This window comes from Quyinboa sediminis (genome assembly GCF_042219855.1).
In the GTDB taxonomy this organism is placed as follows: Bacteria; Bacteroidota; Bacteroidia; order Bacteroidales; family UBA5342; genus JBHJHP01.
In genome coordinates this window covers 957,814-980,473 of sequence record NZ_JBHJHP010000001.1, presented here as the reverse complement: position 1 = coordinate 980,473, position 22,660 = coordinate 957,814, and the positions used below count along the sequence as shown (strand labels likewise).

At 41.7% G+C, this 22,660-nt stretch carries 17 protein-coding genes; 14 read left to right on the top strand and 3 right to left on the bottom strand.

The window, feature by feature from the left end; translation table 11 throughout:
• Window positions 1-54: 54 nt before the first annotated feature.
• Both ACE1EF_RS04105 and namA read left to right on the top strand, forming a co-directional pair.
• Window positions 55-873, top strand: coding sequence for a hypothetical protein (locus ACE1EF_RS04105; RefSeq protein WP_375719348.1), 819 nt, complete (start codon window positions 55-57; stop codon window positions 871-873).
• 21 nt (window positions 874-894) lie between these two features.
• The gene (namA, locus tag ACE1EF_RS04100) at window positions 895-1,959 is read left to right on the top strand and encodes an NADPH dehydrogenase NamA (RefSeq protein ID WP_375719347.1); all 1,065 of its coding nucleotides are present in this window, start codon (window positions 895-897) and stop codon (window positions 1,957-1,959) included.
• Window positions 1,960-1,963: 4 nt separating this feature from the next.
• On the opposite strand, the gene ACE1EF_RS04095 is transcribed toward namA, so the two are convergent.
• Window positions 1,964-2,236, bottom strand: a complete 273-nt coding sequence (locus ACE1EF_RS04095; RefSeq protein ID WP_375719346.1) for a hypothetical protein — start codon at window positions 2,234-2,236, stop codon at window positions 1,964-1,966.
• Between the two features lie 125 nt (window positions 2,237-2,361).
• Here ACE1EF_RS04095 and ACE1EF_RS04090 point away from each other — a divergent pair, with 125 nt between their 5' ends.
• The 9 genes from ACE1EF_RS04090 to ACE1EF_RS04050 all read left to right on the top strand — a co-directional run bounded on the left by ACE1EF_RS04090 (window position 2,362) and on the right by ACE1EF_RS04050 (window position 10,716).
• On the top strand, window positions 2,362-3,207 hold the full coding sequence (locus tag ACE1EF_RS04090; protein ID WP_375719345.1) for an MBL fold metallo-hydrolase: 846 nt from the start codon (window positions 2,362-2,364) through the stop codon (window positions 3,205-3,207).
• Between the two features lie 67 nt (window positions 3,208-3,274).
• Complete coding sequence (locus tag ACE1EF_RS04085; RefSeq protein WP_375719344.1) at window positions 3,275-4,384, top strand: beta-alanine-activating enzyme beta-propeller domain-containing protein; 1,110 nt, start codon at window positions 3,275-3,277, stop codon at window positions 4,382-4,384.
• A gap of 40 nt (window positions 4,385-4,424) precedes the next feature.
• Window positions 4,425-5,717, top strand: a complete 1,293-nt coding sequence (locus ACE1EF_RS04080; RefSeq protein WP_375719343.1) for a glycosyltransferase family 4 protein — start codon at window positions 4,425-4,427, stop codon at window positions 5,715-5,717.
• Between the two features lie 293 nt (window positions 5,718-6,010).
• Window positions 6,011-6,715: a MotA/TolQ/ExbB proton channel family protein gene (locus tag ACE1EF_RS04075; RefSeq protein WP_375719342.1), complete on the top strand. Its 705-nt coding sequence runs from the start codon at window positions 6,011-6,013 to the stop codon at window positions 6,713-6,715.
• 10 nt (window positions 6,716-6,725) lie between these two features.
• The gene (locus ACE1EF_RS04070) at window positions 6,726-7,118 is read left to right on the top strand and encodes an ExbD/TolR family protein (RefSeq protein WP_375719341.1); all 393 of its coding nucleotides are present in this window, start codon (window positions 6,726-6,728) and stop codon (window positions 7,116-7,118) included.
• Window positions 7,119-7,514: an ExbD/TolR family protein gene (locus ACE1EF_RS04065; protein ID WP_375719340.1), complete on the top strand. Its 396-nt coding sequence runs from the start codon at window positions 7,119-7,121 to the stop codon at window positions 7,512-7,514.
• Between the two features lie 6 nt (window positions 7,515-7,520).
• A complete protein-coding gene (locus tag ACE1EF_RS04060) occupies window positions 7,521-8,465 on the top strand; it encodes a TonB family protein (RefSeq protein ID WP_375719339.1) in 945 nt (314 codons plus the stop codon).
• Window positions 8,466-8,704: 239 nt separating this feature from the next.
• The gene (locus ACE1EF_RS04055) at window positions 8,705-9,832 is read left to right on the top strand and encodes a T9SS type A sorting domain-containing protein (RefSeq protein WP_375719338.1); all 1,128 of its coding nucleotides are present in this window, start codon (window positions 8,705-8,707) and stop codon (window positions 9,830-9,832) included.
• An 89-nt stretch (window positions 9,833-9,921) separates the two neighbouring features.
• Window positions 9,922-10,716: a tetratricopeptide repeat protein gene (locus ACE1EF_RS04050; RefSeq protein WP_375719337.1), complete on the top strand. Its 795-nt coding sequence runs from the start codon at window positions 9,922-9,924 to the stop codon at window positions 10,714-10,716.
• A 1,519-nt stretch (window positions 10,717-12,235) separates the two neighbouring features.
• On the opposite strand, the gene sov is transcribed toward ACE1EF_RS04050, so the two are convergent.
• Together sov and ruvA are read right to left on the bottom strand one after the other, a co-directional pair.
• Window positions 12,236-19,558: a T9SS outer membrane translocon Sov/SprA gene (gene sov / locus ACE1EF_RS04045; protein ID WP_375719336.1), complete on the bottom strand. Its 7,323-nt coding sequence runs from the start codon at window positions 19,556-19,558 to the stop codon at window positions 12,236-12,238.
• Window positions 19,559-19,565: 7 nt separating this feature from the next.
• Entirely contained in the window at window positions 19,566-20,147 is a 582-nt protein-coding gene (gene ruvA, locus ACE1EF_RS04040; RefSeq protein WP_375719335.1) for a Holliday junction branch migration protein RuvA, read from the bottom strand.
• Window positions 20,148-20,400: 253 nt separating this feature from the next.
• Between ruvA and ACE1EF_RS04035 the strand changes: the two genes are divergently transcribed.
• Genes ACE1EF_RS04035 through ACE1EF_RS04025 form a run of 3 tightly spaced genes read left to right on the top strand, consistent with a single transcriptional unit; the run spans window position 20,401 to window position 22,656 of the window.
• The gene (locus ACE1EF_RS04035) at window positions 20,401-21,486 is read left to right on the top strand and encodes a hypothetical protein (protein ID WP_375719334.1); all 1,086 of its coding nucleotides are present in this window, start codon (window positions 20,401-20,403) and stop codon (window positions 21,484-21,486) included.
• Window positions 21,487-21,488: 2 nt separating this feature from the next.
• A complete protein-coding gene (locus ACE1EF_RS04030) occupies window positions 21,489-21,908 on the top strand; it encodes a hypothetical protein (protein ID WP_375719333.1) in 420 nt (139 codons plus the stop codon).
• Complete coding sequence (locus tag ACE1EF_RS04025; protein WP_375719332.1) at window positions 21,886-22,656, top strand: polyphosphate polymerase domain-containing protein; 771 nt, start codon at window positions 21,886-21,888, stop codon at window positions 22,654-22,656. The genes ACE1EF_RS04030 and ACE1EF_RS04025 overlap by 23 nt, the downstream gene beginning before the upstream one ends.
• The last annotated feature ends 4 nt before the right edge of the window (window positions 22,657-22,660 follow it).

Here is a 22,660-nt window from a genome sequence, read left to right as displayed (position 1 = left end):
TTGGCTGCTGTAAAGGTTAATAGAGGGAAAACAAACTAATAGAATCACATCGTTATGTTCAGAACATACAATTTTCCCCTATTGATGATAGCTATGGTCTTAACAGCCTGCAGCCACGGTAAAAGTAGTGACGCATTACAGAACGCCTTTGCTGAAGACGGAAATGCCGATTTGTGTCTGCAGAGAATTTCCGATCTTGCTGAACCGGTTTATGATGTGGCGGTTTTGCTTGATACTGCCATGCAACCGTCAAAAGTTTACCTTGACAGTCTATATCTTAATGGCTATGCATTTCATGAAATCAGTTCGGTGGATCTTGCTAAAGCCGGTGTTGGTGAACAGACCATAACCATCGATAAGCAGGTATACCATTTGCTGTATGCCAATGCAGTATCTGATTTTACCACGTATAAAAAAATAGTTTCTGACGGTGGTGTAATTGCATACGATGTACCGGACAGTCCGGTCAAAGACTTACCCCTGAACGATTTCAGAACCATAAAATTCGGAGGCGGTGGCATTGTTAATGATGTACAGCCAAATAAAGTACTGGAAATGATGAAAGTTGAGCCACAGTTTAAATACCCGGCTGATCTGAATCTAGAGTGGAATCAGTATAATTATAACGGAATAGACCTTTTTGTTGTTAGGAATTTATCAGATGAAGAAGTTACATTCCGAGGACGGTTCGGGACCCTGGCTGGTGCTCCGGAAATGTGGGATCCGGAAACAAAACAGCAGTTTGCCATCGAAGATTACTGGCAGGTTCGTGGTGCAGTCACATTTGATATAAAACAAGAGCCCGGTCAGACCTTGATTTATGTGTTTGGTACCAATGCCAACCGCGATAAGATGAAAGAATATAAATTGTAGAACATTTAAGCATACAATAGCATGTCAAAATTGTTTTCTCCCTTAAAAATTAAAGATGTCACATTCAGAAACAGGATAGCTGTTTCTCCTATGTGTCAGTATTCATCGTCTGATGGTTTTGCTACCGACTGGCATCTGGTTCACCTGGGAAGCCGTGCAACAGGAGGTGCAGGCCTGGTTATACAGGAGGCATCAGCTGTTTCAGCGGAAGGAAGGATTTCACCGGGTGATCTGGGAATTTATAAGGACGAACACATCGAAATGTTGCGGCGAATCACCTCGTTTATTCATGAACAGGGATCGGTAGCCGGTATTCAGCTGGCTCATGCGGGGAGAAAGGCATCCTGCGCCAGACCCTGGGATGGTGGCAAACAACTGGATAAAAATCATGGGGGGTGGGTAACAGTAGCTCCTTCTGCTGTCCCTTTTTTTGAACAGGATGCGGCACCGCAGGCTTTGGATTCTAACGGGATAGAAAAAGTTTTTGTTGATTTTAAACAGGCAGCTGAAAGGGCGTTAAAAGCAGGTTACAAGGTGCTTGAACTGCATGCGGCGCATGGATATCTCATTCATGAGTTTTTATCACCCATCTCTAACCAGAGAACTGATAAGTACGGTGGTAGTTTTGAAAACCGGATCCGTTTTTTACTTGAAATTACAGATGCGGTTAAAACTGTATGGCCTGATCATCTGCCCCTGTTTGTGCGCATATCTGCCACCGATTGGGTTGAGGGAGGGTGGAATCTCAATGAGTCTGTAAAGCTGGCTGCTGTTTTATACAGCAGGGGGGTGGACCTGATTGACTGTTCCTCTGCCGGTCTGGTGCCTTATGCAAAAATTCCTGTTGAGCCGGCATTTCAGGTTCAGTTTGCTGATCGCATAAAGAATGAGACTGGTATCATGTCGGGTGCAGTTGGCTTAATCACTGATGCAGAGCAGGCAGAATCAATTCTTCAGCAAAACAAGGCAGATTTAATACTGATGGCAAGGGAAATGCTTCGTAATCCCTATTTTGCTTTACATGCTGCCTCAGAACTGAACGTCGATGTTGAATGGCCGCTCCAATATTCGAGAGCCAAAAAGTAATAAACTAGTCAATCTTTATAATAGCCATGGCTTTGCTGCTGGTTAAAAAATGTTCGTGCAAAAGATTTTCCAGCATAAGCGGCGCAGTGATTTTCAGGCTGTAGCCTTTTCCATAATGACTGGAGTCCAGAAAGGTGATTTCCACGTCTTCGGTAAAATTAGGAACAGTCTTCCCAAAACGGTTTTCCAGGTTCTGAATGATAAAGTCTTTTTGATTCTCAAAGCGTTCATTAAAGACTACAAAATAAGATACTGATTCTGATTGCAGGGTTTCCATACTCTGTATTTTAAGGTTTTTCACTACTAAAATTAGGCAAATTTCAATCTAAAATCAACATAAATAATGCATTGAAATTCAGGTGGATTTTATGTGCTATATTTGTGGATCTCAAAGGTTATAACATGAAATTATATAGTATTGAGAACGGAACTTTTAAGGTGGACGGGGGAGCCATGTTCGGCACTATACCAAAAAAACAATGGAGTAAATGGCATTCTTCTGATGCAGACAATAACATATTGCTTTCCATGCGTTCTCTGTTGGTTGACACCGGGAGCAGAGTGATTTTAATAGATAACGGAATGGGAAACAAGCAGAGTGAGGCGTTTTATGCGTCTTATGAGTTGAATAGGGAGACGGAACTGATTACATCCCTCAGTAAAGTGGGGTATACGCCTGATGATGTCACTGATATGGTACTTACACACCTGCATTTTGATCATTGTGGTGGAAGTGTGCAGCACAACAACAGGATAACGAAACCTGTATTAACATTCCCAAATGCAAAATACTGGGTGAGCAGAGCGCAATGGGAAAACTACCTTAACCCCAATTTGCTTGAGTCCGATTCCTATTTCCCTGAAGACATGAAGCTGGTTTCTGAAAGCGGAAATTTGCTATTTCCGGACAATGAGACTGAATTAATTCCGGGTTTTTCCTTACAGATTTTTAACGGACATACGCCCGGCCAACTGGTGCCGATTATACGGTTTAAAAATATCACACTGGTTTATGCTGCTGATCTGATACCACTGGCAGCTTCGGTACAACATATGTGGATTTCAGCTTACGATATCAACCCTTTGCTCACAGCGCAGGAAAAACATCATTTTCTTGAAGAAGCAGTTCAGAACAATTATATTCTGTTTCTGGAACATGATGTGAAAAATGAATGTTGTACAGTTGCAGTAGATCATACAGGTTTTATTCCCGGCAAAACAGGATCATTAAACGAATTTTTCACTTAGGCCGGATATCGGTTTTAATAAAAACTTTGTATATTATGCACTTAAATTTAATGCTTCACACTGGTTTATGAGACAACTTTTAATGTTATTATTATTACTTATCACGTTCTCGGTTAACAGTCAGACCAAATCGTGCTGGCCGGTTTTCCGGGGTGATCCGGCTCTTACCGGTGTGACTCAATCTGCCTTACCTGCTGATCCCGAAATACTATGGACTTTTGCCTCAGGGGATCAGTTTAAAAGCAGTCCGGTTGTTTGTAAAGGTACTATCGTTGTTGCTTCGATGGACGGTATCCTGTATGCGGTAAATATGCAGGGGCAAAAGGTCTGGACATATACCTCTGAAAGCGGATTTGAAGCACCGGCAACCATGCATGGCGCTTATGTGTATGTAGGTGATCTGGGAGGTAGTGTGCATTGTCTTGATCTAAAGAATGGTGAGGAGAAGTGGCAGTATAAAACTGATGGACAGATTATGGGATCACCAGTGGTCTACACCTGGCAGGGTAAAACGACTCTGATGTTTGGCAGTTATGACTATTTTTTGTATGCCCTTGACCCTGAATCCGGTAAGCTGTTGTGGAAATATGAATCAGATAACTATATCAATGGTGCTCCGGCGTGTTTAAACGGAGAAGTGATATTTGGAGGTTGCGATGGTTTCCTGCACGTTATCGGTGTGCCGGATGGTAAACTCAGAGAGAAGGTTGAGGTGGCAACCTATGTTGCCGGATCATCCGCACTGGAAGATAAGATGGCTTACACGGGGGACTATGACGGACGCTTCTCAGCTATTGATCTTGCTCATAAAAGTATCAAATGGCGTTGGGAGGATGCGACAAAAAATCTGGCGTTCATAGCTTCACCGGCATTAAGCGGTAAAACCGTTATTGCAGGTTGTCGGGATAAATTTCTGTACTGTTTTAATAAGTCCGACGGTTCAGTCATCTGGAAATATAATACAGGGAGCAGGGTGGATGCCTCCCCGGTAATCAGTGGATCAAAAGTGTTGGCAGCCAATATGCGTGGCGATGTACTTATCCTTGATCTTAACAACGGGAAAGTTCTGACGAGCTATGAGCTTGGTTCAGCTATCAGTGGAACACCGGCCGTTGTGGATGGGAAAATTCTGGTGGCTGCCGAGGATGGTAATCTTTATTGTCTTGGTGAAAAATGAAATTGATTATCTTTGTTTTCCTCATTAAAAACACACTTGTATGAATATCATTCAAATCATTCCCGGATCAGGCGGATCGTTCTACTGCGGCAACTGTCTGCGCGACAGTAAATTCGTTGAGGCCTTACGTGAACAGGGACATAATGTGGTAAAAATTCCGATGTACCTGCCGCTCTTTTCCGATGAACACGATTTGGGTGACACACCGGTATTTTATGGTGCCATCAGTATTTACCTGAAGCAGCTGATGCCTGTTTTCAGAAAAGCACCGAAGTGGTTTGATAAGCTGCTTAATTCGGGACCCATGTTAAAGTTTGCGGCTAGAATGTCAGGATCAACCGACGCAACAGGACTGGAAGATATGACCATTTCGATGCTGATGGGAGAGGATGGCAAGCAAAAAGAGGAACTGGAAAGGATGACCGACTGGATTGCCGAACACTGCAAACCCGATGTAATTCATATTTCAAATGCTTTGCTCCTTGGATTGGCACACAAAATGAAGCAAAAGTTGAATGTTCCGCTTGTCTGTTCATTACAGGATGAGGATGTTTGGGTGGATGTAATGGAGCCCGGAGTGCGTGAAGGCGTATGGAAACTGATGGCCGATAAGGGAAAAGAAATTGATGCCTATATTTCGGTAAGCAGTTACTTTGCTGAACGGATGAAACCCGTTCTGGATATTCCGGATCATAAACTACATACCATACACCTGGGCGTTAATCCTGACGACTACCGTTTTTTTGAGCGGGGAAAAGGTGAACGGCATATTGGTTATGTCTCGCGCATGTGTCATGAGAATGGCATGGATATCCTGGTGGATGCGTTTATCCGCTTAAAGAATGATGAAAAATATGCAGATGTCAAACTGATCCTGACCGGTGGATCAACGGGTGCAGATACTAAATTTATTAAGCAGAACCTGAATAAGCTAAAAAAAGCAGGACTGACGGACCATTTTGAAGTACTGGATGAGTTTGAAGGAGAGGCGAGGCATACCTTTTTTGAAAGGGTTTCTATGATTTCTGTTCCTGTAAGAAACGGTGAGGCTTTTGGGTTATATATGATCGAATCCATGGCATCCGGAATTCCTATGGTTCAGCCGGCATTGGGTGCTTTCCCTGAGATTATTAATACAACAAACGGTGGGGTTATTTACGAAAACAATACACCGGACGAACTGGAACAGGCTTTAAGAACATTACTTGATGACGCGGAGCATCATGCAAAAACCAGTAACAATGCACGTAAAGGTGTGGAAAAACACTTTAAAATTGATAAACATGCCAACGAAATGATTGCGGTTTATGAAAAAATACGCATGAACAACTAACAGTCATCGTTATCCGTTAAAAATACCAGTACAACATAAAAATTACTGGCTTCATTTTATTCCGATCAGAATCTCTGAAGCTTTAACCAGACAACAGAAATTAAAAGTGAATAAAGAATAATTAACGGCAGACAGTTTATGCTTTAGTTTTTTTTCTGAATTGTTCGTTATTCATTGTCAGTTCTACATTTAATTCAACCTTTCAACACACAATTAACAATCCATTTCTCTTTGACGGAAAATAATTAATTTAGCGTTGCGTTATTAAGTAAACCATAAAAGAAGCAAACTATATGAATTCTTTCTTGTTTATGCTGGCACAAACTCAGGGTGACATGCCGGTGCTGACTGGTGATACAACCGAAGAGGCTGCTCAGACCGGTATAAGTTTTTTTGATCTGGCATTAAAAGGTGGTTGGATAATGATTCCGATTGCTCTTCTCTTCATCTTTGCCCTGTATATCTTTTTCGAACGGTTTCTGGTTATCAAACAAAAATCCAAAGTTGATCCGGGTTTTATGAACCGTATAAAGGATTATATCTCGGACAATAAAATTGATTCTGCCATTAATCTCTGTGAGCAGACCAAAACACCTGTTGCCCGGATGATTGAAAAGGGAATCACCCGTTTAGGCCGGCCGCTGGAAGACGTGAATGCTGCCATTGAAAATGTCGGTAATCTTGAAATTGCCAAGATGGAGAAGGGGCTGGCTTTTCTGGCTACCATTTCAGGTGGTGCACCAATGATCGGTTTCCTGGGTACGGTTATCGGAATGATCCGGGCGTTTTATGATATGGCCAATGCCGGCAACAACATTGACGTTGGATTGCTGTCCAATGGTATTTACACTGCGATGGTAACCACTGTGGCTGGTCTTATTGTAGGGATTATAGCTTATTTTGCATATAATTTCCTCGTTGCCCGTGTGGACAAGGTAGTGCATAAGATGGAATCTTCAACCATGGAGTTTCTTGACCTGTTAAACGAACCGGCATAATTTTCGTTTCATGGCTTATAAACGCAGAACCAAGGTAAATGCATCATTCAGCATGTCGTCAATGACCGACATCGTATTTCTGTTGCTCATATTTTTTATGGTTACCTCTACCTTGGTTCACCCGAATGCATTGAAACTGTTAATGCCACGAAAAGCCGAAACAAAGACCGAACAGATCAGTAATTATATCACAGTACGGGTAAGCAGTTCAGGTACCTTTTTTGTGAATGGGAAAAGGGTGGATGAAGCCGGATTATTACAGGAAATCAGTTCTGTTATTGATGATCCGTCCAAAACATATATCAATCTGACCACTGATAAAGGCGTAACGACTAAACAGGCCGTGACTGTGCTGAACCTGGCAAAGGACAATAATTTCCAGGTGGCTTTAAATATAAAATAAATGGGATTCAGAAGAAGAAATAAGGTAGATTCAGGATTCAGCATGTCATCCATGACTGATATTGTATTTCTTTTGCTTATCTTTTTCATGATTACATCCACACTGGTGACACCGGTAGCGATCAGGAAACTGAAGTTACCGTTTGGTGCCCACCAAACATCTGCCAAGCCAAATACAACGGTATCCATAACTTCGGATCTGCATTACTATATTGAGGGCGAGCAGGTAAACTTTAATGAGATAGAGCCAAAACTGCAGGAAAAGCTGACATTGGATCCTGATATTTATATCGCATTGCATACGGACGAGAATGTACCATTCTCAGAAGTTGGCAGGATTCTTGATATAGCACGGAGGAACAAATACAAACTTATTCTGGCCACAAGGGGAAAATAATACGATTTGGAACACAAAAAAGAAAATACAAAAGCAACAATTTACACCATAATATCAGTTGTGGTGATGCTCTTATTGCTGATTTTTTTCGGGTTTAAGGCGATAATGCCGGATTCGGAAGAAGGTATTTTGGTGGATTTTGGTAATTCTGTTGTTGGTTCCGGTCCACAGGAACCGGCTCCTTCAGTAGAAAAACCGGCTTCCAAGCCTAAATCTCCCCAGGTTTCTGAACCGGTCAAAACGCAACCGCAAACATCGGAGGACGTAAAAGAAGATGTACAAACCCAGGATTTTGACGAGGCACCAGTGATTGAGAGCGGAAAACGGAAACAGGAGACAGAGGAGGAACTGGCCAGGAAAGCGGAAGAATTAAGAAAGCAGAAAGAAGCTGCAGAGGCTGAACGATTAAAGAAAGCCGCTGAGGAAGCCGAGCGTAAACGACTGGAAGAGATTGAACGGAAAAAACGGGAAGAGCAGGAACGCCTGGAACAGGAACGTCTGGAACGCGAACGTAAAGCCGCAGAAATACGCCAGCGAACGCAGAATGCTTTTGGTGGTGGTGCAGGAACAAACAATACCTCCGGTGAAGGCCAGACCGGTGATGCCGGCAACCAGGGATCTCCTAACGGAGCTGCCAATACAGGAACCTATTCCGGATCAGGACTTGGGAATAAAGGCAGTGGTTTCAGCCTGACAGGAAGAAGCCTGAATGGATCTCTTCCTCAGCCGGCATACAATATACAGGAAGAAGGAATTGTTGTGGTACAGATTGAGGTGGACCGTTCCGGTAGAGTTATCAGTGCCACGCCGATATTGAAAGGTTCAACCACACAAAATTCTGAACTGTGGAGGGTGGCCAAAGAAGCCGCATTAAAAGCCCGGTTCAACGATAATCCTACCGCACCAATAAAGCAGATAGGTACAATCACGTATCACTTCAGACTGGATTAAAAGTCAGTATTTTATCCCAGTAACTTAGTAGGTAATTTCCATATTTGTAAATTATAACATATAAAAGCACTTGACGACGAGTGATTTATGTTGTAAATTTAGGTTCTGTTTGACTTTTCATACAAGGCTGACAGCGTTTCAGACAGGTATGAAATAACCTACTGAGTTGTATCAAATAAAAGCTTCCGGTTTCTGTTTAGCCGGAAGTTTTTATTATGTGCCGGTAAAGTTTGATTCGCATGTATAAGCAAGACCTTCATTTTCATTTGGTTCTTTATCTGGTTCTCTTATTTGTCCTGAATTCAGTCACACTATGGCCTCAGCAGCTGCATCCCATCTGTCATTTAGACAATCTTGTTTCAGAATCTTCTGGTCTGGAAATAGTTGACGGGAGGCTGATCTCTCACAACGATTCTGAAGGCCTGCCGGAACTGTTTGAACTTGATACGGTCTCAGGTGGCATTAAGCGTACCATATTCCTTAAAAATGCATCTAATACGGACTGGGAAGCAGTTTGTTCAGACGATGATTATATCTATGTTGGGGATTTTGGTAATAACTACGGCGCACGTACCAACCTGAAAATCTACCGTCTTTCTCTTGACGATTATCTGTATGGCGATGCGGATTCTCTTATGGTGGATACTATACGATTCCGTTATGCGGATCAAAGCACTTTTACAGCGGAACCCTATGCATCGGATTATGATGCAGAAGCCTTTCTGGCTTTCAGTGATTCGTTATGGATCTTCACAAAAAACTGGCGAAATGCAAAATGTAATATCTACAAGCTTGCCAAAACACCCGGTGAACAGCTGGCTGTACTGAGGGACAGCTTTAATACTTTTGGACTGATTACGGATGCAACATATAACCGGTATACCGGAAAAATTGTTTTATCAGGCTACAGCGATGAATACCCGATGCTTATCAGTATTGATGGCTTTGACCGCACCCCACTGGCTGTTAAATCCTACTCGCGGTATAAACTGGATGTATTTCAAGGGTTTTCAGCAAAAATAGAAGGCATTGCAGCTGTCAGTTCTGAGCATTACCTCGTGACATCGGAAGTAAGTGTAACAGGAAAGGCAGCACTATTCAGTTTAAACCTTAAAGAGATGAATGTGGATTTCATGCAAACTGCAACTGAAGATGTCCTGACTTATATAATTAAAGAAAATCAACTGATTTTATCGCAAAATACTGATCAGACCCGAATTTCTGTTTATAACCTTTCAGGCAAAGTCATAATTGAAAGTGAGCTTTCGCCGGTGGATTTGTCAGGATTAGCAGCCGGTGTTTATATTATCCTGATCCGGGATGCTGCTCATTTTACAGGGAGTCGAAAAATTGTGATTCAACCTTAAAATAAATAATCTTGTACAATGCCTTTACATTCAAAAGATTAAAAGCTAAATTTGTTACATAACATTATTAATCGTCCAAATTTTGTCCCATGAAAACTCCACTTTTATTCCTGTGTGTACTTTTCTTATTAGGTGCTTGTCACAATAAGACCACAAAAAAAGACGGTAAAGAAGAACAGGCAAAAAGAAGCGTATTGGATATGCAGGTGTTGCGCATGTCGATGCAGGGGCCTGTAAGCCTGAACTTTAGTCCTGATGGCACTCTAGGTGTTGATTTTGGAAATGACAGTACCATAGAGGTTGTCAGCAACTATGCGGTCAGCAACGATACCATTACCTTTACCGATTTAGAGGGTGTAACCTGTCCGGGGCCGGGCGTTTATAAAATGTACCAAACAGATTATTATATTTCTTTTGATCTGATTACAGATACCTGTAGCGGACGGGTTAAGTCCACAATGGGGTTCTGGGTTTATCCGGATTTTTCTGAAAAGCTTCAACAGTTAAATGAAGCTCTGGCAAGATCCGGTGCTGATCCTGCATTGTATTTAAACCGGGCAAGAATGTATATGGCTACTGCCGATCCACAACAGGCCAGAGAAGACTTTACAGCCTACCTGGATGTAGATTCCACAGATTCCCGTGTTTATATTAACCGTGCAGGGACCTGGTTTCCTGATCGTATGGACATGGTCATCACCGATTGCAACAAGGTGATCGATCTGGATCCTGAGAATAAAAATGCATGGTTTCTGCGTGGTCTGGCTAAATACAGTATCGGAATGGAAGAGGAGGGGTGTGCAGATTTTCAAAAAGCCATTGATCTGGGATTTTCCGTCCTGAAACAAGCCGAAAGTGAAAGGTGTAAGGAATTCTGGGAATGAGTTTTCGGATTTCAGGATTTTACAGGACTAACGCTTCACGGAGCTTTCCACGTAAATCAGCGCAAACATCAGCGTAAATCTGCGAGAAAATTTTAGAATTGTTCGTCGTTAATCGTAAGACGTTAATCGTAAGCCGTTAATCGTGAATCGTTACTTCGATACATTTCGTTTAGAAACCGGAACACTAAGTAACCGGGAACTGGTAATTTGCTCGATAAATAAAGCCTCATAGAGGCGAAAGTATGGTAGCACAAAATCATCAGAATTAAATCAGAGGGCCGTAGGTCCCGAAAGAGATAGAATTTCGTTGCATTGTTCTACCATATAAAATGGACAACAAGAACTGCATTTGGAAATTTACTTGTTCTGCACGGCCATGTTTTTCATTTCATATATTTTTCTACCATACTTACGCTCCTACGGAGCTTTCCCGATAGCTCCTAATATCCGCATTAATCAGCGAGAAACTTTTAGAATAGTTCGTCGTTAATCGTAAGCCGTTAATCGTAAGCCGTTAATCGTAAGCCGTTAATCGTAAGCCGTGAATCGTTAATCGTTACTTCGATACATTTCGGTTAGAAACCGGAACACTAAGTAACCGGGAACTGGTAATTTGCTCGATAAATAAAGCCTCGTAGAGGTGAAAGTATGGTAGCACAAAATCATCAGAATTAAATTAGAGGGCCGTAGGTCCCGAAAGAGATAGAATTTCGTTGCATTGTTCTACCATATACAATGGCCGACAGGAACTGCATATGGAAATTGCCATGTTCTGCACGGCCATGATTTACATAGATAATCAATAACGAATTAGGAATAAAGATTCTTATCATATGGAATAAGAATTCGGCGCTATGTCTGCGGAAATCAGCGGAAACATCAGCGTAAATCAGCGAGAAACTTTTAGAATTGTTCGTCGTTAATCGTAAGCCGTTAATCGTAAATCGTTACTTGGATACATTGCGAATTGAAACCGGAATACTCAGTAACCCGGAATCTTTGATATCTGCAAAAAACAAGCCTCATAGAGGCGAAAGTATGGTAGCACAAAATCATCAGAATTAAATCAGAGGGCCGTAGGTCCCGAAAGAGATAGTATTTCGTTGCATTGTTCTACCATATACAATGGCCGACAGGAACTGCATATGGAAATTGCCATGTTCTGCACGGCCATGTTTTACATAGATAATCAATAACGAATTAGGAATAAAGATTCGTATCATATGGAATAAGAATTCGGCACTATGTCTGTGGAAATCAGCGCAAGCATCAGCGTAAATCAGCGAGAAACTTTTAGAATTGTTCGTCGTTAATCGTAAGCCGTGAATCGTAAATCGTTACTTTAAGAAGTTCAAGTTTAATTTGGGTCAGGAACATTCCATGCCTATGCTCGTAAGTACAGAACATACAAAATTCCTAAATCCTATTCCACATTCGTATTTCGTGAACTCAGTTGACTGAATTGGATGCATCTGACTTAAATGGTTGAGTGATTCTACACAGATATAAAAACAGACCTTTACTGTATCAACTGAAATTTAAAGCTTACACCAAAATTAGATGTGGCCGTAGAGAATGATGTGGATACCAGAGGATTAATGGCCTGTCTATCGTAAAATAATCGGATAGTCACACTCCGGCTTAATGTATAATCGGCTGTAAACTTAATATTCAGTGCATTCTGACCTGTTGATGGTTGATTATAGTTTTCCTCTATCTTTCGGATGATGGTTTTCATATCCCGCAGTGTGAAGTCTGCCCTCAGGTTAAGATCGTTGCTCACGTTTCTTGACCGGCCACCACTGTTTATAATAAGGTTAAAGTTGTCCCAGCGGTAACCCACACCTACAGAGAAATCGTTTGAGACGGTTTCCACGACCTGGTTGTTGCTGATATTGAGCATGATGTTCCGCATTTTACTCATTTCCAACGATCCTGTAAGACTGTTTTTAAATGCCATATCCACATTTAAAAGCGGGTTCAGTGCTTCCGTAATATTTACAGTGGGAATCTCAAGTCTGCCGGTTGAGAGGTTGGTATTAAACCCTGCAATGTTATAGGTTGCAGTGTAACTGTGATTCAGCGTTACATTCCTGAAATATTTTTGAAGCAATGGTATTTTGGACAGACCGTCATAGCGAATATTCCAGTTTGGAAGCTGGCTGAAAATGTCAGGCATTCCATTCGGATGAATTTTAATGGTATTGGCATCAATACCGGAATAGCCTGCCAGAAATGCAGGTATAAGAACTTCCTGCGAATTCAGATCAGCGTTACCTGTTCTGCGGGCTATGATATTTCTGTTGTTTAGTACAAAATCGTTAAATGGTTTATACGTATAGTTGTCATCTTCCTGTATTTTTTCGAAAGCCGTGCGGATGGAGATCCATGACATAGAGAAGTTACCGGTCATTGTTTTATTGGCTTCAGGGATGAACCTGTTTCCGTTTTCGGAATCATAGAAGTAATTCGCCCCGATAATTTCATTTTGAGCCCAGCTGGTATTCAGGGTTATCCGAAGACCATTAATTGGTTCTATGGATGCCTGACCACGGAACTGTTCCATTTGCTGACTGATATACGGATCTGTCATCAACGCATTGTTAATGAGCCATCCGTTTTTGTTCGCTTTATCGATAATATCGCGGCTCTGACTACCAAAAGCAAATGCATAACCGGGAGCCGGCATACCGCCGATGTTATCCTGACCTATAAGATTGGGTTCCCCATCAAATCCCGGTATGATAAGGCTGTTGTTCCTGGTGTAGTTTGCTGATACATTTTTAACCCCCATCAATACACGTGCTGTGCGTTGAAGAACTTCAATGACCGGATTGCTCTTTTCCTGTACCCGCGCAGTAATGACAACACGAGCACCATCCACAGTCTGATTCGCTGTAAACTCTATGGTGTTTTCATCCACTATGTTGCGTTTACCCATCACCTGCTTGTTTTCGGCATCGTATATCCTTACATTCGGGGTTTTACTTCCCAGTTTATGATTGATGATTACTTTTTCTCCTTCAGGGAAATTATATTTATCCTCAAACCTGACAGTCACCATTTTTTTGGCTCCACCTGAACGGTTTCCTCCTGCACGGCCATATTTCTTATTGGCATCATCCAGAAATTTCCACTTGGAATACAGACCGGTGAAGTTCAATGTTGTATTGATGTTGATATTCCGGGCATTCTCTATCGTGTGACCCAAAAACAGACTTGTTCCGTCTTCAGAATAGCTTGGTTTCAACGAGTTTGCACCACGTTGCCAGTCGTATGTCGCATTATAGCTCCCATCGGCTGAAATCCAGTCCAGAAGAGGGAGTTTCGAGAATGGAACACTGTAACTGGCGCTGAAGACCTGATGATACATTACCGATCGACCCCATTCGCGAATGCTTTGCATCACAGAATCCTGCCAGGCCTCGTAATACGCCCGTTGCGTATTCCTGTTCAGTGATAATGGGTTATTGTTCTGATCAAATCCTTCAGGTTCACCAACAAGTGCATTGGATTGCGATGTTAAGCTCAACTGTAACGAATTGGTCAGTTTGTATTTTATATCAAATTGTCTGTTCCAGTACCAGTCTTTACTCACTGACAATGGTAATTCAATTCCTGTATTACTGATGTCCCTGTAGAGCATCTCGTTGTAATTCCGGTTCATATCTGTCCTGAAACTGAATGTTGAGGGCAGATAATAGAAATTGAAATCACGGATCAGTGCCAGGTAATCAGAATCCAGGAATTTGACTTTTCTGAATGGTTCTACCGGTTTTGCCGAAGTGGAGTAGCTGTACTGCAGCCCGCCCCTGAAGTTCTTGGATAAGTCCCGTTGAATGGTAGGAGAGGTACGTTCCGTTTCGTTGTAAGCAAAGTTCATAGAAACGTTATTCGGGTCGAAGAACTGTTTCTTTTCGCCACCATAGCCAACTCTGACGTTGGGAAGACTGATGCTTTTGCGTGTTGTCACATCCAGTGACATATTTTTGATAGAGTCTTTTTCTGTTTGCGTGGTCGCGTTATTAATAGCATCCTGAAGTTTTACATCTTCGTCAAGCGGATTATATTTAGGGCTCACCACATCTTTGGAAAAGGAGTAATTAACCGGCAGGCTGATCTGAGCCTTTTGAGGGAAGAATTTGCCCAACTGTAAATTAGTTGAAATATCGTAACTGCTCAGGTCATCAATCTGACGTTCCATCAGGTTCTGCTCCAGTCCCCCGAATCCAGCTGTGCTGATACTGCCAGACATGTTCACTGTACCAAGATCGGCCAGTTTAAGTGACATGCTACCGATACCTGCCCAACCACCGTCTTCTTCAAACTCCGACAGGCGCAGTTCATTCACCCATACTTCACCTGAACGGAATTCCGATGACTGACGACGTTTATTGCGTACGCCAATCATAATGGTCCGGACATCACTTAACGACGGGTTTCCTTTTACATATACCCAGTGTGTCGGATTTTCCGGTACCGGTTCTCCTTTACGCTGGGAAATCTTCACATCACTTCCGGATGACCTGGATTCCCTGTTCCGCTTCAGTTTGAAGTTTGTCAGCAGATCGAAAGGAATATCGAACCTGTTCTCAGCCGGCCACACCATTTCACGGTGAGTGGTATTATCGTTATTGTAAATCCTTGCCGGTGTAAGCTTTAATGGTATCTCGTATTCGTAATAGTTGTTTTTAAAGTCAGAACCCAGGCGGATAAAAATGGAGAGATCATCATCTTCCAGGTTTGTATTCACATCTGGAGCATTGACCAGTTCTTCGGCATGAACCCACATCTGAAGGCGTTTAAACTGACGCATATCCATTTGCAGTGTTTTGTACACAGCTCTGGCATCCTGGGGAGCAAGGTTGAGAACTTTTAAGGTCATGGACTGCTCATTCAGTTCACGTAGCTGTGGCTGCCCCGGATCAATTACCCTGTCAACTCCCGGAGGAAGAACATAATTCACCGGCGACCTGTCGCTGTTTTCCTCAATATTCACCGATCCGATATCAATAACACCGGCATCCCTGTGGTTATTTTCGCCTATCTCATCAAGAGGTACCGTATATTTTCTCCATTCACCGCGTACCAGTTCCAGAGAGGCAAAACGAAGGATAACCGGTTCTTTGAAATCCTCGAGAAACATCCTCATGAAACGGATGGATTTAAAACCGGAAATAGAACCTACAATTGAATCGTAATCTGATACCGGAACCCTGAACTGATACCATTTTACGGAATCTTCTTCACCGTTGGCCAGTTTTACGTGTTCCATTTTAACATCGGTAATGTACCGTTGCCCACCGATTTTCATCTGACGAGGATCAAGATCAACCTCATACCGGTAGTAATTTTCATTTTCACTCAGTGTATTATCCTGGTTAATGTCTTCAGCATCGGGAAGGTTAGTTCCTGTGGTAGAGTAGGGTTCGCTGGATTGCGCATCTGTTGGCGAGTTGCCCTGAACATTGTTATAAAGCTTATACCGGTCCAGAATATTGGTTTGAGCTGCATCATAATCCGATCCCCTGTAGTAATGATAGTCATCCTGCGCCGGGTCATTAAAGAGGCTGTCGATATAGTTGTTTGCTCCTCTTGTCACTATTCTTGAAAGTGAATCAAGATAGCCGCTGAAAAAGGTCGTTTCGTTTTCATCGTTCAGGCCATCCAGACCTACATCCTGATATATCCTGCTGTTCTCGGTATTGGCAAAAGCTTGGGTTAGAGACTGCTTAATTGGCACACGTCCCCATGAAGTGGTATCAACCAGTCCTGTTACTTCACTGGTTGCCGGCAGACCATATTCGAATGATTTCCGGCCATCCTTCAGCACATCTTCTGAAATTTCACCGAGGTTAAAGATAAGTTTACCGGCTCTTTCTTCCGAATCATCATAAATAAACGGGTCCATCACCCAGAATTCAATATATTCTATGTTGGCCTGTTCAAAATCCGTGGTTTCCATTCTGCGCATCACACCACCCCAGTTTTGTTCCGGGGCATTCATTTTACCGGACTGGGGATCCAGGTCGAGACTGAAGTTGTAAGGTCCTTTTTCTGTTGGATAGTATGCAACGTTTAATATCGGAATCAGGGTCGATTCTCCGTAGGCATTATCTTTATTCGGGAAAAGGTTATTTTCGCTCACTGCACGTGAATAGTGATTTGAACGCATTCCCGGATCATTTTTAATGTGTCCCGGCATCAGGTTGCTGTTGTCATACTGGAAGAGCCTGTCAATTGTATACCATGCGATACGTGCCCGGTGTTTGCCGTAATCCAGATTGGTTATCGGATTGGTTGCATCGATGATTTCAGTTGGTGTTGATGATAGTTTCCAGGAAAAATAGTGTTTAATGTCAATACCGATTTTTGTAGCCTCAAAATCATCCAGGTAAACAGAACCGCCACCGCCTATCACTTTGGCATGACCCGGAATCAATTGGGCAAATTCACCATTCAGAGCAATGGATGATGGCGCTTTGGTTTCGATTAACGGCAGTTTGTCGATCAGTTTTGTCAGGAATGGCATTTCTGCTTTATAAGCACCGTTTAGGCCCCAGATTGTATTCGAAATCGGATCTTCACCAATTGAAACCTTTTGGGTTAATGGCCTTTCATAAAGGTGCATAATAGTACCCCCCAGAGTAAAATCATCGTTGAACCGGTAATCGAGATGTGTGCCGATCATGGTCTTTTTCTGCAGACTGAAGGTTGCTGAGTTCTCCATGGAAACCTGTATCGGTGTTCCGGATTCCAGGATCGCCTGGTTCAGTATTTTTAAATAGCCGGAGGCATAGTCAACAGTATAATCCACATTTTCAGTAAGCGTGCGTCCTCCTGCTGTTACAACCACCGAACCACGTGGGATGTTAAAGGCGTTCAGTTTTATTTCTGAACCGGAAGCAGCTTTATATGATCCCTCCAGAATGAATTTATTTTTTTCAGCATCCTGTGTAGCCACCGTTATTGTTTGGGTGTAAAGGGAGTCGTAGGCGTATTTTTGTGCCAGTGCAGGTGTCATGTTTTCCAGTGTACTCAGGTATTCAGAGCTGAATGGTTTGGTTACCGGGAATATAATTTTTCCCCTGTCGGGTATTACCGTTAATCCAGGTACCCAGTCGAAGAAACCGTCCGATCCCTGTTCATTCTGTGAATTTAACCTGTCCAGATTCATCAGATTCAGCAACCGCTCGTCTCTTAATCCCGGTTCAGGAATGTAATTTATGTTGGTTCCCAGACTGTCTGACCGGTACATGACCTCAAATCTGAACCCTTCACGATCTACCTGCCGGGCGTCTAGGGAATAGATGTTTTTCATCATCAGATCCCAGGTTTTTAATTGAGGACTCAGGTTGGTACCTTTCAGTAATTTAACCGCCAGTGCCTGTGGCGAGCGGATACTGTCGGTGGAAAATTCACCTACCTGGTAAACTTTACCCCTGTACTGATATTCGAATGCTACAGCAAGGACTTCGTCCGAATTCAGGGCTGTATTTAAAGAGATGTATCCCAGGTTTTTATTCAGGGTGTATTCATTGGGGGACAACAACCTGGCATTTTCAATTTTTTCGTAATCCACACCACCCTGCATTACACCGTTAAAGGTTGTGGAAATATTGCTGATATCGCGAAATCCGCTGTAAGTGGTGTTTAATTCGGGATATAAGGTGTTAAACTTGTTGGCAGGGGCAATATAGGTTGGATTTTCTCCTGCAGTTCTGGGCGTCCATTTCTTGTTATAGATGTCTGCAGCTTCCGGTTCAGCAAGGTCCATAAAACCAACAATATTTCTTGAGTTGTCGTAATCACCCCGCTTATTTGTGACCCAAACCTCAATGCGGTTGATGACCAGACCGGACATGATGACCGGAATATTTTTCATCCAGCTGTTGTAATTCTTTTCAAAAAAATGCGTCAGGAAGAAGTTCCTGTTGGCATCATATTCGTCCGCCCTGATTTCAAATTCACTTGAGGTGGCACCACCTTTCAGCGTCATGGTTTCTGTTTCGGATTCCTGTTGTGAAAAGACAGCCGCGACGCTAAGTTTTCCAAACTGAAGTTCTGTTTTTACACCAAACAGGCTCTGACTACCACGGATGAGTGATCCTCCAAGAGGAAGACTGACGTTACCGGCTTCCACTTTTTTAACAATATCATCTTCCTTGCCTTCATAATTCAGATTAATGGTATTGTCAAAGTCAAATGTAGCCTCGGTGTTATAATCCATATTCATTTTGATCCGGTCTCCCACTGAACCGGCAACACTCAATACAATTTTTTCATCAAAATCGAAAATGGTGGTTTTTCTGAGATCCTCAGACAGGGCAGGGTTATCAATTTTATTTGTTTTTACACCAAACTGCAACTCAGCATAACCCTGAGGCTTAAGTTTTATACCGCCTTCACCAAAAATAGCGCTGGCTTTGCCGAGGTTAATATTAATATCAAGTGGACCACCCTCTTTTCTGCCGGCTTCCTCCAGTTGTTTATTACGCCAAAACGCATTTAGCGAACGATCCATGTCGTATTTCTTGTATTCTTCATAAGACATCAGGGTTGGTGAGCCTACTTCCACATCACCCACCATGTTCCGTATGACGTAGTTTCCTGTTTCGGGATCGTATTCGGTAACCTGTTTAAAGTTTTTTGGATTTTTAAGGTCTACACCTGAGGCGTCTTCCTGTGTATATGGATCAGACTGAATACTCTTTACCGGATATAACAGGGTAGTATCGCTGGTTTGACCAAACGAAGACAAAAACAAAAAAGTACTGAACAAAACGGGTAGTACTATTTTAAGTCTGAACAGATTCCAATGCACTTTTTTTATCAACCTCATCAAATACTTACAACTGTTTTAGGGCAAGTTTAATTACTTCTTCTACGGCATTATTTTCTGATGTTTTTAACACTTTATCTACGGCCTTTTCTGAAGCATTACGTGTAAAGCCCAACATAACTAAAGCAGATAACGCTTCATTCTTTATAGTATTGTCTGCCGGCGTAAATATTTCGGCTGATGAAGCAGATTTTCCGATTTTATCTTTCAGATCTACAATAACGCGCTGCGCGGTTTTTAACCCGATTCCTTTTATGCTTTTCAATGCATTAACATTTCCGGATATGATAACCTGTTCCAGTTCTTCAACCTTCAACGATGACAACATCATTCTTGCCGTATTTGCGCCAATGCCCGATACCGATATAAGATGCCTGAAGACTTCACGCTCACGTACCGACCAGAAACCATATAATTCATGTGTATCTTCTCGTATTATTTCGTGAATATGTAACTGAATCTTCTTTTGTTCGGCAATTTGTGTATAGGTATTAAGGGAAATATTTATATGGTATCCGATTCCCTGTACATCAACGATAACATGCGTTGGAAATTTATCGGCAATTTCACCTTTAATATAGCTAATCATACATCAATTTTTATGCTTGGAAATTGGCAAGCAAATATAACTAAAACCACGATATTATAAAATGCAATCGCCAAAAGCGACACCGTCGGATTTAATTTTTTTTGTACTTTGGGCATATTTCAGACGGGAGAATTACTGATATTACAAATCTGTTGCAGATTTGATACAATTGTATTGTAATGTTAAAATTATTTTATTATTTTTAGCGCGCTTAAAGGGTGATTGTTTCAAGAATTAACACTAATTTTACAAAATGATAAAGAATGTTTCGGCAAAATTCCTCTGCATGCTTGTGGTTGCGGGAATTATAGTTTTGACATCCTGTTCTCAGGAAGAGGGATTCGGAGGCAACAGCGAGATTAAAGGCGAGCTGATTGAAAGAATCTATAATAAAGATCTTTCTGCAGTTTTGTCTGAAGCGCCTTCGAAGGCTGAAGATGTATATATTGTATTCGGTAACAATACATCCGTTGATGATAAGGTCGAGACCAGCTATACCGGTGAATTTTCGTTTCAGTATTTATGGCCGGGGGAATATACCATTTATTATATGTCAGATGATACTTCGGATAATTCTAAACCAAAAATTGAGATGGTTCAGCATGTAACACTGGGTAAAAACGAATCATTTGATCTCGGATCATTGTATACCTATAAGTTAAAAGACTGGGATGAGGGAAGCAGCTCACTTAACGGTGTGCTTATAGAACGAATATATAACGACGACCTTTCTATTCTTTTGTCTGAAGGGCCGGCTAAAGCAGAGGATGTATATATCATGCTTGAAGGCAATACTGCATTTAATGATAAGGTTGAAACAAGCTATAATGGTCAGTTTGAATTTAACAATATCTGGGGAGGTGACTATACGTTGTATTATCTCTCAGACGACACTGCGGATCATACCCAGCCCGATGTGGAAATGAAATATAACGTGAGCCTGTCCAATAATGTAAGTATGCATCTTGATACCATGTATACCTATAAAATTAAGGAGTGGGATGAAGGATCATCTGCTATAAGGGGTAAAGTAATGGTAATCAATTATAAAAACTCTACCACCTATCCTAATCTTGTTGTAAAGGATATAACACCGGCACAGGAGCAGGAAATATACATCACTTATGGTAATCATACGTTTTATGATGACCGTATCAGAACACAGGATGACGGGACATTTGAATTTAAGCATCTGATAAAAGGAACATACCGGATTTTCCTCTATTCTGAGGATGTTAGGGGAGGAACTGCAAATATTGTAAAAGAACAGTATGTTACCATAACGGGGGATGATCAGATTGTTGAATTAACTGAAACCATAAATATTGAAAAACTATAATTATGAAGAATTTAAGGGCCTTTAGTCTGATTGTATTAATATTCTGTGTGGCAGGTGGATTTGCTCAGTCGCAAAAAAAGATTGTACAGAAGGGTATCAAAGTGGTAAAAAACTCTGAAATGCGCATTGACGATGGAGATAAGGAATACTGGATTGAACAGATAGAGTTTTACGATACCAGGGGAAATCTGATTGAACTAAAAGAATACTCCGACAAGGGTGATGATCTGAAAAAGTGGGTTAAGTATAAGTATGATACCAATTCCAACCTTGTGGAAGAAATAGAACTGAATGAGAAGGGGGAGCAGAAAGAGCGTATTGTAACGATTTACAATGATGATTTAAAAGTGGAACGTCATTATTATGATGACAGAGACCGATTATACAAAAAGAAAAAATATGAGTACGAATTCCGATCCTGATATACGGAAAGTCATAAGCCGGTTTGATCCTATTTCGCTGGACCAGATGGGTAATGTGGAACTGATGAGGCGGAAGGATACAAAATATGTATGCGGAAGATCCCAGTTGCCATACTTTCTGGAGCAGCTGAAAGAGGATTATTATGTCCTGGAAATAGAGGAGGAACGTGAGCATGCTTATGAAACCACGTATTTCGATACCAATGATTTCAGCATGTACAAGATGCACCACAACGGTAAACTAAACCGTCATAAAATCAGGGTTAGAAGATATGTATACACCAATAAACAGTTTCTGGAAATAAAACGCAAGAATAATAAGGGTGAAACCATAAAAAAACGGATAGAGAATTCAGGTGAACATACCGAACAAACCATCAATGGCGATGGCTGGTTTGTTGCAAAGTATACGCCATATGAATCTGAATTACTTGAACCCAAACTGGGTAACAGGTTTATCCGTATCACCCTTGTCAATAAGGTGATTCAGGAACGGGTGACGATAGATTATAAACTCAACTTTACCGATATTGAAACCGAAAAGTCGCTGACGAACGAGTCAATTTGTATCATAGAAATAAAAAGGAACCTGTACGAGAAAAATTCAGCTTTCGCCACCCTGTTAAAAGACAATAAGGTTTATCCGATGGGATTCAGCAAGTATTGTGTAGGTGTTAGCTTATTACAGAACAATTTAAAACAGAACAACTTTAAACGAAGAATAAACAAAATCCAAAATCTTAAGTAAAAAA

Coding starts and splice junctions, on each gene's coding strand:
- ruvA (WP_375719335.1), bottom strand. CDS start 20,147: ATGATTAGCTATATTAAAGGTGAAATTGCCGATAAATTTCCAACGCAT.
- ACE1EF_RS04095 (WP_375719346.1), bottom strand. CDS start 2,236: ATGGAAACCCTGCAATCAGAATCAGTATCTTATTTTGTAGTCTTTAAT.
- ACE1EF_RS04070 (WP_375719341.1), top strand. CDS start 6,726: ATGGCTTATAAACGCAGAACCAAGGTAAATGCATCATTCAGCATGTCG.
- ACE1EF_RS04035 (WP_375719334.1), top strand. CDS start 20,401: ATGATAAAGAATGTTTCGGCAAAATTCCTCTGCATGCTTGTGGTTGCG.
- ACE1EF_RS04105 (WP_375719348.1), top strand. CDS start 55: ATGTTCAGAACATACAATTTTCCCCTATTGATGATAGCTATGGTCTTA.
- namA (WP_375719347.1), top strand. CDS start 895: ATGTCAAAATTGTTTTCTCCCTTAAAAATTAAAGATGTCACATTCAGA.
- ACE1EF_RS04080 (WP_375719343.1), top strand. CDS start 4,425: ATGAATATCATTCAAATCATTCCCGGATCAGGCGGATCGTTCTACTGC.
- ACE1EF_RS04085 (WP_375719344.1), top strand. CDS start 3,275: ATGAGACAACTTTTAATGTTATTATTATTACTTATCACGTTCTCGGTT.
- ACE1EF_RS04050 (WP_375719337.1), top strand. CDS start 9,922: ATGAAAACTCCACTTTTATTCCTGTGTGTACTTTTCTTATTAGGTGCT.
- ACE1EF_RS04065 (WP_375719340.1), top strand. CDS start 7,119: ATGGGATTCAGAAGAAGAAATAAGGTAGATTCAGGATTCAGCATGTCA.
- ACE1EF_RS04055 (WP_375719338.1), top strand. CDS start 8,705: ATGTATAAGCAAGACCTTCATTTTCATTTGGTTCTTTATCTGGTTCTC.
- ACE1EF_RS04075 (WP_375719342.1), top strand. CDS start 6,011: ATGAATTCTTTCTTGTTTATGCTGGCACAAACTCAGGGTGACATGCCG.
- sov (WP_375719336.1), bottom strand. CDS start 19,558: ATGAGGTTGATAAAAAAAGTGCATTGGAATCTGTTCAGACTTAAAATA.
- ACE1EF_RS04025 (WP_375719332.1), top strand. CDS start 21,886: ATGAGTACGAATTCCGATCCTGATATACGGAAAGTCATAAGCCGGTTT.
- ACE1EF_RS04090 (WP_375719345.1), top strand. CDS start 2,362: ATGAAATTATATAGTATTGAGAACGGAACTTTTAAGGTGGACGGGGGA.
- ACE1EF_RS04030 (WP_375719333.1), top strand. CDS start 21,489: ATGAAGAATTTAAGGGCCTTTAGTCTGATTGTATTAATATTCTGTGTG.